General features: G+C 52.4%; 16 protein-coding genes. 4 read left to right on the top strand and 12 right to left on the bottom strand.

The annotated features are described in order from the left end of the window. Positions 1–9: 9 nt before the first annotated feature. Positions 10–672, bottom strand: a complete 663-nt coding sequence (locus FBF26_04255) for a hypothetical protein (protein QJU10446.1) — start codon at positions 670–672, stop codon at positions 10–12. Positions 673–753: 81 nt separating this feature from the next. Between FBF26_04255 and FBF26_04260 the strand changes: the two genes are divergently transcribed. Beyond that, positions 754–2,019, top strand: coding sequence for a hypothetical protein (locus FBF26_04260; GenBank protein QJU10447.1), 1,266 nt, complete (start codon positions 754–756; stop codon positions 2,017–2,019). Between the two features lie 11 nt (positions 2,020–2,030). Here FBF26_04260 and FBF26_04265 read toward each other — a convergent pair whose 3' ends face one another. The 4 genes from FBF26_04265 to recA are packed head-to-tail and all read right to left on the bottom strand — an operon-like array spanning position 2,031 to position 4,328. Continuing rightward, complete coding sequence (locus tag FBF26_04265; protein ID QJU10448.1) at positions 2,031–2,690, bottom strand: hypothetical protein; 660 nt, start codon at positions 2,688–2,690, stop codon at positions 2,031–2,033. A gap of 44 nt (positions 2,691–2,734) precedes the next feature. Beyond that, positions 2,735–2,959: a hypothetical protein gene (locus FBF26_04270; protein ID QJU10449.1), complete on the bottom strand. Its 225-nt coding sequence runs from the start codon at positions 2,957–2,959 to the stop codon at positions 2,735–2,737. Then, positions 2,956–3,258, bottom strand: coding sequence for a hypothetical protein (locus tag FBF26_04275; protein ID QJU10450.1), 303 nt, complete (start codon positions 3,256–3,258; stop codon positions 2,956–2,958). The genes FBF26_04270 and FBF26_04275 overlap by 4 nt, the downstream gene beginning before the upstream one ends. Then, complete coding sequence (recA, locus tag FBF26_04280) at positions 3,258–4,328, bottom strand: recombinase RecA (GenBank protein QJU10451.1); 1,071 nt, start codon at positions 4,326–4,328, stop codon at positions 3,258–3,260. The genes FBF26_04275 and recA overlap by 1 nt, the downstream gene beginning before the upstream one ends. 87 nt (positions 4,329–4,415) lie before the next feature. On the opposite strand from recA, the gene FBF26_04285 reads away from it, so the two are divergent. After that, positions 4,416–4,808, top strand: a complete 393-nt coding sequence (locus tag FBF26_04285) for a type II secretion system protein (protein ID QJU10452.1) — start codon at positions 4,416–4,418, stop codon at positions 4,806–4,808. A 16-nt stretch (positions 4,809–4,824) separates the two neighbouring features. Here FBF26_04285 and FBF26_04290 read toward each other — a convergent pair whose 3' ends face one another. Further along, complete coding sequence (locus FBF26_04290; GenBank protein QJU10453.1) at positions 4,825–5,682, bottom strand: PH domain-containing protein; 858 nt, start codon at positions 5,680–5,682, stop codon at positions 4,825–4,827. Between the two features lie 27 nt (positions 5,683–5,709). After that, the gene (locus FBF26_04295; GenBank protein QJU10454.1) at positions 5,710–6,744 is read right to left on the bottom strand and encodes a CBS domain-containing protein; all 1,035 of its coding nucleotides are present in this window, start codon (positions 6,742–6,744) and stop codon (positions 5,710–5,712) included. Between the two features lie 163 nt (positions 6,745–6,907). Between FBF26_04295 and FBF26_04300 the strand changes: the two genes are divergently transcribed. Then, positions 6,908–7,492, top strand: a complete 585-nt coding sequence (locus FBF26_04300; GenBank protein QJU10570.1) for a DsbA family protein — start codon at positions 6,908–6,910, stop codon at positions 7,490–7,492. A gap of 362 nt (positions 7,493–7,854) precedes the next feature. On the opposite strand, the gene FBF26_04305 is transcribed toward FBF26_04300, so the two are convergent. The 3 genes from FBF26_04305 to lysS form a co-directional block, all read right to left on the bottom strand. Then, positions 7,855–8,775: a magnesium transporter CorA family protein gene (locus FBF26_04305; GenBank protein ID QJU10455.1), complete on the bottom strand. Its 921-nt coding sequence runs from the start codon at positions 8,773–8,775 to the stop codon at positions 7,855–7,857. A gap of 36 nt (positions 8,776–8,811) precedes the next feature. After that, the gene (locus tag FBF26_04310) at positions 8,812–10,464 is read right to left on the bottom strand and encodes an MFS transporter (protein QJU10456.1); all 1,653 of its coding nucleotides are present in this window, start codon (positions 10,462–10,464) and stop codon (positions 8,812–8,814) included. A gap of 178 nt (positions 10,465–10,642) precedes the next feature. Then, positions 10,643–12,220 (bottom strand): lysine--tRNA ligase, encoded by a 1,578-nt coding sequence (gene lysS, locus FBF26_04315; protein QJU10457.1) that lies wholly within the window; start codon positions 12,218–12,220, stop codon positions 10,643–10,645. 106 nt (positions 12,221–12,326) lie between these two features. Between lysS and FBF26_04320 the strand changes: the two genes are divergently transcribed. Then, positions 12,327–12,752: a hypothetical protein gene (locus FBF26_04320; GenBank protein ID QJU10458.1), complete on the top strand. Its 426-nt coding sequence runs from the start codon at positions 12,327–12,329 to the stop codon at positions 12,750–12,752. Positions 12,753–12,788: 36 nt separating this feature from the next. On the opposite strand, the gene FBF26_04325 is transcribed toward FBF26_04320, so the two are convergent. Beyond that, positions 12,789–13,907 (bottom strand): ABC transporter permease, encoded by a 1,119-nt coding sequence (locus tag FBF26_04325; protein QJU10459.1) that lies wholly within the window; start codon positions 13,905–13,907, stop codon positions 12,789–12,791. A 1-nt stretch (position 13,908) separates the two neighbouring features. After that, positions 13,909–14,673, bottom strand: coding sequence for an ABC transporter ATP-binding protein (locus tag FBF26_04330; protein ID QJU10460.1), 765 nt, complete (start codon positions 14,671–14,673; stop codon positions 13,909–13,911). Positions 14,674–14,899 lie beyond the last annotated feature (226 nt).

A 14,899-nucleotide genomic window follows, 5' to 3' on the forward strand; every position in this document is an offset into this window, starting at 1 on the left:
CTGTCAAGCCTAGAGCGGTTTTTGACGATACCGAAGCAGCAGTTTCAATACCACCAACGCTACCAGTCGAGCAATGATAATCAGCATAATTACCCCTGTTACCGCCAATGACCAGCCCGCCAAGTCTGATGACCAGAGCGGCGGCACAAATGTCTGATAATATGGCGCGGTGGATGGCGGCGTAAATTTGAGATCAAGCGACGAAGCGGCCGGGTACTTCGCCCATTCGTCATTGATGCAGCTGACGTAGCGCGGGTCGGCTGTAGCATAAAATCGCCCCCAGCCGCCAGCCTGTGCTCGGGCGTCACAGACTTGGCGGACCTTGGCGACCGTGTCGTTGCTGGAACGAGAAGCTGACTTTGACTCAAACGCTTTCCAGGCCGCCTCGTAGGCCCGCTTGTACGAGTGCTCCAGCGCGATGCGTCCCGGGTCGGCGTTCATGTGTGCAACCACGTAGCGCTGCAAGTCGTACACCCGCCGCTCCAACGCGCCCTCGTCACCCTCCTTGTCAGCGTTGATCACGGCGTCACGGCGCTCGATCATGCCAATATTATTCAGCCTGAGGAATGTCGCACTGATAAATGACGCCATCACCAGCAAAATGACTAGCTGCCATGTCTTGATTTCTTCTAGTCGCCGAATTGCCCGACGCGTGCCTCGCTTATCTGCCATTCCCCACCTTTCTCAAGTCCATTATACCAAAGATACTGGGTGAATGCGACACGGGGCTAGCGTCAGTGGTATAATGACGCTATGAGAATTTATTTTTCGGGAATTGGTGGCGTGGCGATTGGACCACTAGCAGAAATGGCCATCGGCGCTGGACACGAGGTCTGTGGCTCTGACCGAGCGGCCGGCTTGATGACGGAGGCGCTCAGGCGAGCCGGCATCACGGTGTCGTTTGATCAGTCAGGCGAGTTTTTACGTAGCGAACATCAGCGAGAGCCCTTTGACTGGTTCGTCTATACGGCGGCCCTGCCGGCGGATCATCCAGAGCTGGTACTGGCGAGGCAGCTAGGGATTCGCACCAGCAAGCGTGACGAGCTACTCGCTCAGATTATCGCCGACAAGCAGCTCAAGCTCATTGCCGTCACCGGTACGCACGGCAAGACGACGACGACCGGCATGCTGGTGTGGACGCTGCAGCAGCTCGGCGTGCCAGTGAGCTACCTAGTTGGCTCGACACTTAGTTTTGGCCCGAGCGGTCGGTTTGATCCAGCTAGCCAGTTTTTGGTGTATGAATGCGATGAATTTGACCGCAATTTCCTCCACTTTTCGCCGTGGCTGAGCCTCATTACTTCAGTTGACTACGACCACCCCGACACCTTTCCGACGCCAGACGATTACCGGGCGGCGTTTCGGCAATTTGGTGAGCAGTCAACGCAGGTGATCGCTTGGCGAGAGGACGCTGACGTATTTACTCCGACCAATGTAACGGTGCTTGAACAGACCGATCCACAAATAACGCTGGCTGGCGAACACAACCGGCGTAATGGCACGCTGGCAGCACGAGCAGCGATGCTGGTGCGAGGGGCAGCTGCCCTCGAGATTGAGGATGAGGCGATTATCACGGCGCTCAATGCCTTTCCGGGTACTGGCCGGCGCTTCGAAAAGCTAGCTGACAATCTCTACACCGACTATGGCCATCATCCGTCGGAGATTGCCGCCACGTTGCAGCTGGCTCATGAGCTGAATGACCGCGTAGTACTCGTTTATCAGCCACACCAAAACATTCGCCAGCACGAGGTTCGTGAACGCTACACTGATGAGATTTTTATGCATGCTGACGAGATATATTGGCTGCCGACGTACTTGACCCGCGAAGATCCAAACCTGCCGGTGCTGGCGCCAGAGGAATTGACGCGCCAGCTGACGACGGACAAGGTACATATCGCTCAATTGGACGACACTCTATGGCAGGCGATTTGCGAATGGCGAGCGCGCGGTGCGTTGGTACTCGGTATGGGTGCCGGGACAATCGACGGGTGGCTGCGTGAGCAGTTGGGCCACAGCGCTTGATCATGGTTCGCCTACTCGTCAGACTCGCCACCAAGCGCCGCCCGGATATCGTCATACGAAAATCCCTGACGGGCTAGATACGCCATGAACTTTTGCTGATCGCCAGCGTATTTATGGTGTTTTTTGGCGATAATTTTTTGTAATTCTTCGTCATCGGAGCGGATATTTTCGCTGATTAATTGCTCTATCGTCTCGCGATCAATTCCCTTTTGCGCCAATTCTAATTTTAGCCGCCTGGCACTAGTGCCTTTCTGTAAAAAACGATGTTCCAGCCAAAAACGGGCAAACTTTTCATCGTCGAGGTATTTTTTTTCAATCAGCCGTGCGAGCACCCGCTCGGTAATTTCCGGCTTCACGCCCGGACGCTCGGTAATCTCACCAGTCTTTGGCGAGCGCTTTTTGGTTGGCCTAGTTTTACGCCACAAATAATCGCGCATCTCTTTAGCCGAGCGCGGCCGCGTCAAGCAATACTCCATAGCGCGGGCGTACAGCTTACCAAATTGGCTTTCGTCCTCCAGCGCCGCCAATTCTTCATCAGTGTATTCGCGCCCAACTTTAATCCCCAACTCACCCACCTGAAAGATATCAAGACTGAAGCGGTACTTGCCGTCAACACTCACATTAACACAGTTTTTATCGCGAGCCTGAAGAGAGATGTCAGTGATTTTCATAAAACTATTATAACGCGAAGATAACCGGCCGGCTACTATAGTGACTACTCGACCATCTCGACAACCTTGCCGTATACTCCGTTATAGCAAGCAGCGGCACGCGGCTCAGTGATAACTGGCAGTTGCCCTGGAATAGCGCTCATATTAACGTCGTCAAGCGTACCGGCCTCGACACAACCAAGCGTAATGTGCGGGCGGAACCCATCAACATCCAGCCCTGGGTGAATACCATCCAGTGCCGCGAGTAATTGCTGACGCGCCTCAATCATCCAAGCATTTTCTGCGTGCGTAGCTCAACCCAAACACAGTTACCGGCCTCGTCTGGCAAGAAACTAACACCATCAAGCACCAACTTACTTAGGATAGGTAGTGCCGCAGCGGCTGATTTGAGGCGTGGCACATCCTGATCAGTCACGTTAATCAGTGTCACGTGCGGGATAAACTCACCAAAGTCAAGGTTCATTTTTTCTGACAATTCTCGAAGATACGCATTCTGTTCATCATCAAAGACGAGACTGACTGACACCATATGTTTCTTGACTGGATATGCGGTTTCTGCTGCGCGCATCAGCTGTCTGCTTCTTTGGTCTTGTCGCGAACCTTCTGATCAATTTCCGCCAGAACCTCAGGGTTTTCTTTCAGGTACAATTTGGTTTTATCGCGACCTTGACCAATAGTTTCGCCGTTATATTTGTAAAAGGCGCCAGATTTTTCGACAATGCCGTGCGTGGCTGCCAAATCCAGAATATCGCCAGTTTTAGAAATACCTTCATTATACATAATGTCAAACTCAGCGATGCGGAATGGCGGCGCAATCTTATTCTTCACCACCTTGATCTTGGTGCGGTTACCGCGGATATCATCACCAACCTTGATCTGCCCAATCCGGCGGATATCCACCCGCTGCGAAGCGTAAAACTTCAGCGCGTTACCGCCCGTTGTGGTCTCAGGATTGCCAAACATCACACCAATCTTCATGCGAATTTGGTTGATGAAAATTACCGTCGCTTTCGACTTGTTGATGATACCAGTCAATTTGCGCAGTGCCTGGCTCATCAGCCGCGCCTGCAGCCCCATGTGCGAATCACCCATGTCGCCGTCAATTTCCGCTTGCGGGGTCAATGCTGCCACCGAGTCCACCACAATCAGGTCCACCGCGTTTGAACGCACCAAGGTTTCGGTAATTTCCAGTGCCTGCTCACCGTTGTCTGGCTGCGATACCAGCAGGTTTTCGGTGTCGACGCCCAACCGCTTGGCGTAGCTCGGGTCAAGCGCATGCTCAGCGTCGATGAATGCTGCCGTACCGCCCTGCTTTTGGATTTCGGCAATGGCGTGGAGCGTTAGAGTTGTCTTACCCGAACTTTCTGGGCCATAAATCTCAATGATACGGCCTTTCGGGTAACCGCCGCCCAGCGCCAAATCGAGGCTTAGCGAGCCTGACGGAATCACTTCAACATCAACTTTATGTGCCTCACCGAGTTTCATGATTGAGCCATCACCAAACTGCTTGGTGATTTGATCCATAGCCAAGCCCAGCGCTTTTAACTTCCCATCATCAACTTTTTTCTCTGTCACCCGAGCCGTACCAGTCGCGGCGTCTGTTTGATGTTTGTCATCGGTTTTCGCTGTGCTAGCCATACCTCTCCCTCCGTTATCTTATGCTGTATAGTATACCATAAATCAAGCGCCTACCGCGAGCGGTGAAACTTTGCTATAATAGACCGCATGAAACGACAAGCAGGCTTTACGGTGATTGAGGTGCTGGTAGCAATTATATTTCTCGGCGTGGCTACCGCAGTGGCATTCACTCAGCTGGTGACAATCCAGCGCGAGCACCAAAATGACCGGAAAAAAACCGCTATTAATGCCATGCATTACAGCCTCGAGGAAGCCTATTACAAACGACACGGCTTTTATCCAGAAAAGATTACCGACGAGACACTACCAACCATGGATAAGGAGCTACTCACAGATCCAAGTGGTAAAAAGCTTGGCGACAATGGCAGCGCCTATCGCTACGAGCCGACTAATTGCCAAAGCGGTAAATGTAAATCATATTCGCTCAGGGCCATGCTTGATGGTGAGGCAGATTTCGTCAAAGACAGCCGCCACAAATAGCTAAATCATAGCCAAACTAATCGTAACAGACTGGCCGGCCGTTTTTGAAGGCTTCAATGGCGTTGTTGAGGATGGCCACTTGATGCTTGGGATTGGCCACATAGTGAAAAATGTAAGTCGTCTCTTCGCCCTCAGTACTGAGACGAATGGTGCCGTAGTTAAAGATCGTCTGGGCGATGCCGGCCTGGAAAAAGCTGGCGTCCTCGATACTACCGAGGCTGACTGTCTGCTCGTGCCGAACGAAGAGGCTCTGTTGAATTTCCTGGATGACGCTTTCATTGGTCATGAAAAAATGATTCTGTAGATACACCCACAGGGTGATCGCGCCGCCCAGCACCACCAAGGCAACGAGCAGCAGCGCAATACCCAGCACTGCCCCCGGATTCACCGCCGGAAACAGCGGAATATTAGCGGTGAGCGACGAGAACGAGGCCGCAAATACCAGCAGTACGACAACCAGCAGGAGGGTGATGGCCGTCGGGATGACCATGCCGATCGGATGGCGCTTGATGTCGAGGATGACATACTCGCCCTCGCTGAGATTGAGCTGCGGATAGTCACGAACGGACTGGTCGTGACGCGCCTTAGTCTCTGGGCTGACCGCGGGAACGGTCGGCTCAAGCGGCCGCGCCGCATGAACAACATTTGGTTCGTTAGCGTATTGGGCACGAATCTGTGGATTGAAATTTTGCCCCTCGATCATCTCTGGCTGGACGGTGACGTGCGAGGCTGGCTGTGGCTCAATAGGCGGCGCAGTCGTCACCGGTGGCGGTGTCACGTCAGCTGGCGGATGGTGATACAGCGGCCGACCGTCAGAATCATAGGCAACAGGCTGGGTATAATCAGGCTCGGGGTTAGTCTGGTTCGGATTCATTAGTTCTAGTATAGCATATCGGCCGGATTATGCGACGTCACGGGCATGTTTTGTCCGATTGTTATGGCGTGGATTACGCTGCGCCACCCGCCGCAGATCCTCGTGCGCATCAAACTCGTCAATGATCTTATGCCCCAGCATCCGCTCAATCACATCCTCCAGGCTGACGATACCAACCGTCTCGCGAAACTCATTCACCACGATGAACAAGTGATGCCGCACTCGCAAAAACGCCGCCAGCGCGTGCTGCAATGTCTGATCCTCGCGGATATAATACACCTTTTTCTCCATGACGGTTCGTGCCCGCTTGCTCGTCGACGAACGGTTAATTGTCAGTAGATCCTGAATGTATAGCACCCCTACCACATGATCAATATCGCCCTTGGTCACCGGAAAGCGGCTATGCCCAGTCTTGTGCAGCGCGTCCAGCACCAGTGGGCCCAATACCTCGTCCTGATCCACCGTATCAATCACGCTACGCGGCGTCATCACTTCCTTGACCGGCACCGTATCAAACGATAGCACGCCGATGACCATCTTTTTCTCATCCCGACTGAGCGCCTCACCTGCCTGCTCGACCATAGTGACGAGCTCTTCTTTCGACTCAATATCATAGCCGTCATTGGGCATTGGCGCCACCGAGCGAATCATCGCAAATAACGTCGGAAACTTCTCGATCAGCACCAAAATTCGCCCCTCATACCGCTCGTAAAGCCGCTGAGAATATTGCTGCCATAATGAAATCCGCGCCACTGCTCCTATCTCCAATGCGATCACTAGCGAGATAATAATACCCAGTAGCCAATGAAACAACTCCACACCGATGACACTGAGTGTCACCAGCAGCACCGCTGCGATCACCCGCTGCAATGAGAAAATATCCCGCATCAGCGCATGCCGCTTTAACAGATGCTGCGCATCCTGATCACCACGACGTGCTCGCCGCTGCAGCTCGAACTTACTGTGTGACGAGGCCTGCGGATGGACGCCCATGACCATTACGAGCAATATCAGCACCACCACATACAGGATTCCTAGCAAAATATCGCTCATGCTGTTCATTGTATACTTCTTATGCTATAATAGCCAGAGTTAATTTGGAGGAAGTATGAACGGAAAAACCTGGGCTATCTTTGCAATCGTTGTCGCGGCTGTCGTCGGCGGTATGATTTATTTGTCAACACAAAATCGTTTGAACGTTAGTGATATCTCAAATGATGCAGCTATGCGCATCATACCGGCCGAAGCACGCACTGGTGACATTAGCGAGCACACTATCGGCAACACCAATGGCAAAGTTGTGATGATCGAATACGGTGACTACCAGTGCCCGGGCTGCCGCACCGCTGCACCAGAAGCCAAGCGCGTAGCCGAGAAATACAAGGATCACGTCGCGCTGGTCTTTCGTAATTATCCGATCCCGTCGCTCCATCCAAACGCCCGAGCGGCGGCGGCGGTCGCCGAAGCAGCTGGGCTGCAGGGTAAGTTCTGGGAAATGCACGATCTACTCTACACCAACCAAGGCGCATGGAGTAATGCCCGCGCCAAAGAACGCACCGACGTCTTCAGTGGCTACGCCAAGCAGCTGGGCCTGAATGTCGATAAATTCAATGCTGACCTAGCCTCCGGTGCTGTCACAAAGAAAATTGACTTTGACGTGGCGATCGGGCGACAGCTACAGATTGACGGCACACCAACCTTTTTTGTTAATAGCAATAAGCTCAACCTAACCGACGCTAGCTCTATCGAAAACGCCGTCAAAGACGCCCTGAAAAAAGCCGGCGTCGCAGTTGATGAAACAAAAAAATAACATCAAATCAATCAAAAGCGCTAACCAGTGCCTAAGCAAAAATCACCCCGGTGCCTGTGGGGTGATTTTTATGCCGTCCCTTTGTAGGACAGGCGCACTTATTGTGCTATGTATGTTTGCCATTTGGCAGGCACCACATCCACTGCGACCTTTTTGCGTCGACTGGTCGACACAACATTGATTGCTATTGGCATGTGTTTCGTACTCCTTTGTACTAGTGCAGCCTCACGCGCTTCGACCTTTATTGCCCACTTTATGATAAGCAGCGACATGCTTCGGCGCGAGACACATCAGCCATGATAACAAAGACTGATACGAACGTCAAGCCAGGTCTACCCCTGATCTGACCCCTGATACCAGCCTCAAAACAAGCGCAGCCGCTTGGCGAAGATATATACAATGCCGATGAGCAGCACCGTAAACCCGGTAATCACCGGATAGGCCCACGCCTCGCCCTGAAACGGCAAGGTAATATTCATGCCATACATACCATAAAACACATTCGGGATCGCTAGGAGAATGGTGATGGCGGTCAAGACTTTCATCCGCTGGTTGAGGACATTATTGGCGATGGTTGAATAGGCGTTCTGGATGCTGGTAATGGTCTGGCTGTTGGCGGCGACCATGACCAGTAATTGCTTGACGTGCAGCACCAGATCACCCAGCGCCTCGAGGTCGCGTAGTGTGAACAGACCGCGACGATTGAGCGCTAATTGGCCGAGCACGCTCGCTAACCCCTCGAGGCTCGAATGAAATTCGTTGAGGCTATCTTCAATAGCCACAAACTCGATAAAGTCAGCATTTTTTACCTCGTGGCGCGCCAGCCGATGCCGGGCCGCAGCGATATTACCAGCAAGGTCATGGATCTGCTGCTCATACGCAGCCACCACACAAGCGATAGTCGCTGCGAGGAGCGCACCAGGCTTGTCGGTCGTGGTCGTGAGAAACGGCTCGGCGGCTTGCGGCGAGAAATTATTGGCAGGATTAATCGTTACAAACTGGGTTTTTGACACCGCAGCCAGTAGGGGCGCAGTCTTGACCATATCATCCCGAACCAGCGGTAGCCGCACAAAGACATACTCAATGCCGCCGCTATATTCCATTCGCGGCAGCTCGCGCACATCAGCCGCGTCACGGACGATATTTTCATCGAGGCCGAACTGCTCGGCGAGTTCGCTTGGGCGCAGCGTGCCGCCAACATGCGCCCACACGCCACGATGAAACTGATGCGTTCGCCCTAACGAATCACTCGCACATCGCCGCTCAAAGTAGCCCACCGTCATGCAAAAATTATACCCCAGAAAACACCTCTCTGGCAATTAGCCGCGCAGTCGCTTTTCCCTGACCGGCATTACCGCAATCATCGCAACAACCATCAGCCCCGAACTGATCAAGAATACCTGATGCAGCCCATCGGTAAACGCATGGAGGATGACATTGGTAAATTCGTCCTGCTGCTGGCCGAATTGCTGTTTTGCCTGGGCCCGGGCCGGTGCCGGTAGTCGCTCAAACCCTTGAGCTGCAGCCCGAGCGATCGTCTCTTTTTGAGCATTCAGCCGCAGCAGTACGTCAGCGTTCAGCTCACCGGACAGCATCTGCTGGGCAGCCGGTGAGCGCTGTAAACTCTGAATATATGACAGCTGATGCGGATCGCCAACATGTGCTAGGATGCCGGCGGTCAGTACGCCCGATAACACTGCCGCACCAATCGTCGAGCCCAGCCCACGAAATAGCTGCACGCTGGAGGTCGCCGCACCGAGGTCTTTTTGCGTAAACTCATTCTGCACCGCCAAGGTCAAGATCGGCATCGCCGCGCCGAATCCAAGCCCAACAAATACCGCCACGATAGCTTCGTGCCAATATGGCGATTCTGGCTGTAGAATTGTTAGCACGGCGACACCGACCGCCGTTAGCCCAAAACCAGCCACTATCCAGCGTTTATATGCACCGGTTTTAGCAACCAGCCGACCAATAGTTATCGAGCTTGTTATACTGCCTGCTACCATCGGTAGCAGCATCAGCCCAGCCTGCGAGGCAGTGGCGCCAAACACCTGCTGATTGAACTGTGTTAGATACAAAATTGCCCCCATAAAGGCCGCGCCAAACAAGCCAGCCGCCGCCATGATCAAACGATATGTCCGATTGGCAAAGAACCGTAGTGGCAGAATCGGCTGTTTGGCTCGCCGCTCAATCACAATAAAGCCCAGCGCCGCCAGTACTGATATCGTCAGCAGCACGCCCTGAATCAGCATTAGGCTGACACCGCGCTCGATTAGTCCCTTAAAGATCATCTCTGTATTGTCTACCGCCAGCACCAGCGTCGCCAGAGCGATGGTGATAAACAGTGCACCGAGGTAATCGGGCTTGTGCGTGCGGTCGTGCTTGATCTGCGGGCAGTAGCGAATGATGAGTATGGTAGCGATCACCCCGATCGGCACATTGATCAAGAATGTCCAGCGCCAGTTACTCACCATGCCAAACAGCGACACACCATCTGTCAGCCAACCACCGATTAACGGCCCGGCTACTGAACTCATCCCAAAGACTGCACCAAACAGTCCTTGCCATTTACTACGTTCCTTTGGCGGAAAGAGGTCACCGACAATGGTAAAGGCGTTCGCAGTGATGATACCACCACCGATGCCCTGCAGCGCCCGCCACGCAATCAGCCACTCGACTGTCGGCGCCAGGCCGCTCAGTAGCGAGCCGATGGTAAAGATACTCACTCCGGCGAGCAACAGCGGCTTGCGGCCGTACATGTCGCTCAACTTACCAGCCAGCGGCACGGTCACCGTGGTGGTCAACATGTAAGCAGTCACGATGAAGCCAAGCGACGAAAAGCTATTAAATTCCTTGACAATCGCCGCCAGCGCCGTCGAGACAATCGTTTGATCCAGCGCCACCAAAAACAGCGCGCTCATCACCGCGCTCATGACAATTAATTTATTTCTGATTGATAATTCGTGTAGCATTGTTACCTTTCACGTTATTCAAGTATCAGTAGCCCATAAAGTGTAAGAACTCTCCAACTCACCTACCTAGTACGATTACATCCTGCGCCCAAGTGTAATATTTTACACTGGATGGGCGGTTGGTGTCAAGAAATACCAGACGGACAGAATCCGCCCCAACCCGGCCTTGCCAAAACTCTTACTTCACCAGCTGTAGTCGCTCAACCAGCCAGTCTCTTGGCAGGATCGACAAGAACCAGCCAGCGCGCGGGCCGGAATCTTTGCCAATGAGCACGCGGTAGATGGCGGTGAAGAGTTCCCGCGGCGGCAGCAGGCCGCTTTCCTTGTAGGCGTAAATTGCTTGATGAAACCAATTACCATCAGCCTCAGCCGGCGCCCCGGCGATATCGTCAGCTAATTGCCGCAGGTATTCTTTTTGCTCTGGCGAAAACTCATCGGGATGTACCTCGTCTGCTAGGCGAAACTTCAATGACTCAGGCGCCCATCGCTCCAGCCACTGGCTGACATAGCCTAATTCCGTGATAATCACCGTCTCTTCCTCGTCGACGATGCGAGCGTATTCCGGACTGCGCCGCAAAATTTCCACCGTTTTTGCCGTGTCGCACAGCGCTGCTTGGTATGAAATGACCAGATGCGAGAATGGAATTGAGCTGACCGCTGGATGATTCAGCCCATCAGTACATAGGAATAATAGCTGTTTATCAAGCTCATTTTGTGGATGCTGCTTCATCGCCGCGAAGTCGTCAACCAGCCGCACCAGGCTATCGGTCTCATCAAAATACAGTCGCTTGGCCGGCGAATACCGGAGCATGAAATAGCGCACCACTTCAGGCGGCAACATATCAATAACATCGTGCGCGTTCACGCCAGTGCCTTTGCTGGCACTCATCTTTTTGGTATCGCCAGTGCGATTGATAAAGTCATACGGTACCGGTACTGGCGCCTCAATGTCATAAACCTCGCGAGCGATCCGCTTGCCAGTATCATACGAGCCGCCCTTCGTGGCGTGATCACGGCCAAACGGCTCAACATCAACGCCGAGCAGCCACCACCGCCCCGGCCAGTCCAGCCGCCAGTCCAGCTTTACCTGCCCGTCATCGTACCGAACCGTGTGCTCCGAGTCATCGTGGCTGCGATAGGTGATCGTTTTAGCATCGCTATCCATGCTGATAAACCGGCGATTTTTTAGCCGACCATGCTCCATGATCTGAATTGGCGACCATTGATCATCCAGCTGACGGCCAGATACCTCCTGGATGGCTGACTTAGCTTTGTCAATGCGGCGCAGCGAGCGCTCGATGGCCGGCACAAAAAACCCGCTCCGATACTTATCGCTGGCATAGACCACGTCCATGGTGATGCCAATTTTATCAGCACTGTCGAGGAATGGCTTCAGACAAAAATCTCCCCACGAATCATACCGATCATCTGGTGATGGCACCGTGCAGAGCGGCATGCCGAGGTACTGCTCGTAACTGGCCGGCAGATTAACCGGCACTTTACGAAAGGCGTCCAGGTTATCCGAAACGTGAACGTGGCGCGCCCGGATGCCTGCCCGCTTCAGTGCCCGCACTACGGCATCAGCGATAACAATTTCACGCAAATGCCCCACATGATACACGCCCGACGGCGATGCACCCGAGGAAACGAGTACTTCTTTATCTACACTTCGAAACTGATCTACGATATCATCAAGCCACTTCATATGTGTTATTATACACCATGAAAATATTACTCTGCGCATTAGCCCAACCATTCGCCTTATGAATATTCAAAAAGCAATTATCTTATTCGAGAAGATCCGCGACTTGCCATACGGAACAAGTGGTAATAGTGGGATGTGGTCCTGCTACCAAAAATGCGTGTATTTACAGCGAGAATTACAAAAAGTTGACATAGCAAGCCAGTTGTTGATTGGCGTATTTAATTGGCAGGATTTACCAATACCTGATCGTATTCTTAAACTACGTCAATGTCGAAACGAGCGACACATTATGCTTCGTGTATTTATTGATGGATCAGTCTGTAATATTGATCCATCAATTGATAACAAACTCGTATCAATTTTACCAATAGCTCAATGGGATGGAATTTCGAGTACGATAGCTATGGCACCGCTCAAGCGTCTGCGAATCTACCAACCGCATTCCCTACATGAGCGTATTTCGTCGCGATTGCGACATCAATTCTTTGGTTGTAATCCTGAGAAGTTTTACACCGAACTCGATGCGTGGCTAGCAGCACATAGAATTAAGTCTGGATTAACAGGACAAGAGCAGGAGCGGTAGCTATCCTACCATCCACCCTCAAACTACCTAACTCGATTATTCCCACCGAAATAGCTTGATCGCCGCAATGTAAACAACGAGAATCCACGCAGTCACAGCACCAAGTTGCGGTAGGACCTCGATCAAACTGGCGTGCTCAGTCATGATCAAGCGAAATCCTTCTGTAATCGGGGTCATCGGGATGAACTGAGAAGCACCGCGTAACCATTCTGGGAACATGTAGAGCGGGAAAAATGCACCAGACAAGAACATCATCGGGAAGGACACGAGGTTGGTTAACGGTGCCGACTGGTTTTCATTCTTTGCCCAGCCACCAATTAATAGACCTAGGCCCACCATCATAAAGGCCGCCAGCACCGCCATAAGGACGAAGAGCCCCCAATCGCCACGCATATTAAATTGGAATACGAATGTACCGACAATCACCATCATGACGAGGCTCAACAGCGAGATGATGACATAATGAATCGCCATCGAGATAATCAGCTGACCCGAGGTAAATGGTGCCGCCCGTAGCCGACGGTAAGAGCCGCGCTGCTTTTCAGCCGGCATTTGATTAGCCAGGCCAAAGATACCCATGCTCATCAAGCTAAAGGCGAGCAGTCCCGTAAAGGTATAGTCAAACGATTTTAGCTGCTCATCGCCAACTGCTTTACCGGCGGCTTTAATTGGTGCTTCCGGCTGGCCCAGGTGCTTATTGATCTCATCAGCAACCTGACCCATCACTGCCGTCAGCGCACTACCAGTCTGCTCCGATCCCTTGCCGTACAGCACATTGATCGTACCGGCTGGCTTGGCATTATTGCCCTCTCCCTTTACTTCGCCAAAACTACTCGGTAGTTCAATGATGCCGTTCAGCTCCGAGCGCTTGAGCTTCTCACGGGCATCGTCCATATCCTTGACATCTTTGATCTTGAGAACCGAATCTTTAGCGTTTCCCTTGGCGCTATCGACAAAATTTTTCGCAAATTCTGTTTGTGAATTATTGATAATCGCCACATTAAAGCTGGTTGATTGATCCTTAAAGATTGAGCCAAATATAAACAAGAATAGCAACGGAAACAGGAAGGTAAAGAACAGCGACATTTTATCGCGGATAAAGCGTTTTTGCTGGGCGCGTACTTGCCCGAATACACCAGTCCAATATTTTTTCATACTAATCCCGAATCGCCTTTCCTGTTAAGTCAATAAATACGTCTTCCAAATTGGCCTGCTCGACAACTTGCTTTTTCTTGAAACCGCGCGCCAATAGCTGCTGGATCAGATTGTGCGGCGTGTCAATGGTGATGATTTTACCATTATCCATAATCGCCAAGCGGTCGCACAGCAGCTCAGCCTCGTCCATATAATGCGTGGTCAGCACGATAGTGATGCCTTCATCGCGAATCTCTTTGATTAAATCCCAGAGATTGCGGCGAGCCTGCGGATCCAGCCCAGTGGTCGGCTCGTCGAGGAACAGCACCGTCGGATTGTTAACCAGCGTCGAAGCGATAGCGAAGCGTTGCTTTTGCCCGCCTGAGAGCTGCTCGACATAGCTTTTGGCTTTGTCGGTCAATTGCACCTTGGCCAGCAGCGCATCGGCGTCGACCATTTGTCCGTACAAGCTGGCAAACATTTTCAGTTGTTCGCGCAAGGTTAGCTTGTCGTAAAACGTCGTCGATTGCAGCTGGATACCGATGATGTTTTTAATATGCTTCGGCTGCTTGGCAACGTTAATCCCGTCGATGGTCGCCGTGCCGCCATCAATTGTCCTCAGTGCCTCGAGCATTTCTAGCGTCGTCGTCTTACCAGCGCCATTCGGGCCGAGGATGCCGAAGATCTCGCCTTTCTTGACCTCAAACGACACGCTGTCGACGACATTCTTGCCATCGTACGTCTTGACGAGTTGGTCAACTGTTATGATTGGTTCGGGTTGAGCCATACAAACTCCTTTCCGCGCTCTGTTTCAGCACTGCATACCTTAGTGATAGAACGACTCCCTGCCAGCCTATCTTTAGTTAGTTATTATAGCACTCTGCGTGGGGTATGCAACCCGAGAGGGCTAGCCAAACCGACACGATGCCGTTATACTAACCACATGCCAAAGAAGCCCCACCTCTCTATCACGCGGCCGCACAGTCGCCTCAAGAAACGGTACGTGTTCGCGT

It is taken from the genome of Candidatus Saccharibacteria bacterium oral taxon 488 (assembly GCA_013100825.1).
Classification (GTDB): domain Bacteria; phylum Patescibacteriota; class Saccharimonadia; order Saccharimonadales; family Saccharimonadaceae; genus Nanosynbacter.

Coding starts and splice junctions, on each gene's coding strand:
- FBF26_04270 (QJU10449.1), bottom strand. CDS start 2,959: ATGATTGAGGCGCGTCAGCAATTACTCGCGGCACTGGATGGTATTCAC.
- FBF26_04295 (QJU10454.1), bottom strand. CDS start 6,744: ATGAACAGCATGAGCGATATTTTGCTAGGAATCCTGTATGTGGTGGTG.
- FBF26_04285 (QJU10452.1), top strand. CDS start 4,416: ATGAAACGACAAGCAGGCTTTACGGTGATTGAGGTGCTGGTAGCAATT.
- FBF26_04325 (QJU10459.1), bottom strand. CDS start 13,907: ATGAAAAAATATTGGACTGGTGTATTCGGGCAAGTACGCGCCCAGCAA.
- FBF26_04260 (QJU10447.1), top strand. CDS start 754: ATGAGAATTTATTTTTCGGGAATTGGTGGCGTGGCGATTGGACCACTA.
- FBF26_04265 (QJU10448.1), bottom strand. CDS start 2,690: ATGAAAATCACTGACATCTCTCTTCAGGCTCGCGATAAAAACTGTGTT.
- FBF26_04300 (QJU10570.1), top strand. CDS start 6,908: ATGCGCATCATACCGGCCGAAGCACGCACTGGTGACATTAGCGAGCAC.
- FBF26_04255 (QJU10446.1), bottom strand. CDS start 672: ATGGCAGATAAGCGAGGCACGCGTCGGGCAATTCGGCGACTAGAAGAA.
- FBF26_04305 (QJU10455.1), bottom strand. CDS start 8,775: ATGACGGTGGGCTACTTTGAGCGGCGATGTGCGAGTGATTCGTTAGGG.
- lysS (QJU10457.1), bottom strand. CDS start 12,220: ATGGTTGGGCTAATGCGCAGAGTAATATTTTCATGGTGTATAATAACA.
- FBF26_04310 (QJU10456.1), bottom strand. CDS start 10,464: ATGCTACACGAATTATCAATCAGAAATAAATTAATTGTCATGAGCGCG.
- FBF26_04290 (QJU10453.1), bottom strand. CDS start 5,682: ATGAATCCGAACCAGACTAACCCCGAGCCTGATTATACCCAGCCTGTT.
- FBF26_04275 (QJU10450.1), bottom strand. CDS start 3,258: ATGCGCGCAGCAGAAACCGCATATCCAGTCAAGAAACATATGGTGTCA.
- FBF26_04330 (QJU10460.1), bottom strand. CDS start 14,673: ATGGCTCAACCCGAACCAATCATAACAGTTGACCAACTCGTCAAGACG.
- recA (QJU10451.1), bottom strand. CDS start 4,328: ATGGCTAGCACAGCGAAAACCGATGACAAACATCAAACAGACGCCGCG.